1 protein-coding gene is annotated in these 361 nt (G+C 62.9%); it reads left to right on the top strand.

What is annotated here, in order from left to right:
* Positions 1–361: IS5 family transposase (locus MJ643_RS30540; protein WP_247727294.1), on the top strand; the 361-nt coding region annotated here is incomplete at both ends.

The raw sequence follows: 361 nt of genomic DNA, 5'->3' as shown, positions 1-361 counted from the left end.
CGGGATTGCACCTGCTGGTCGACAGTACGGGCATCAAGATGCTGGGCGAAGGCGAGTGGAAAACGAAGAAGCACGGTGCCGACTACCGGCGCCAATGGCGCAAGATCCACCTTGGGATTGACGCGGCCACGCTGGAAATCCGGGCGATCGAAGTGACCGACAATGCCACCGGCGATGCCCCGATGCTGCCGTGCTTGCTCGACCAGATACCCACCGAGGAGGTTGTCGCGAGCGTCAGTGGCGACGGCGCCTACGACACGAAAGGCTGCCACGAAGCGATTGCACAACGCGGAGCGCAGGCACTCATTCCGACACGCAAGAACGCCAAGCCATGGAAGGACCAGCGTCCCGGTGCCAAAGC

The sequence above is a fragment of the Pseudomonas sp. PNPG3 genome, from assembly GCF_023093815.1.
GTDB classification, from domain to species: domain Bacteria; phylum Pseudomonadota; class Gammaproteobacteria; order Pseudomonadales; family Pseudomonadaceae; genus Aquipseudomonas; species Aquipseudomonas asiatica.
Note: the sequence above shows the minus strand (reverse complement) of the source record. Positions and strands in the feature narration are given on the sequence as shown.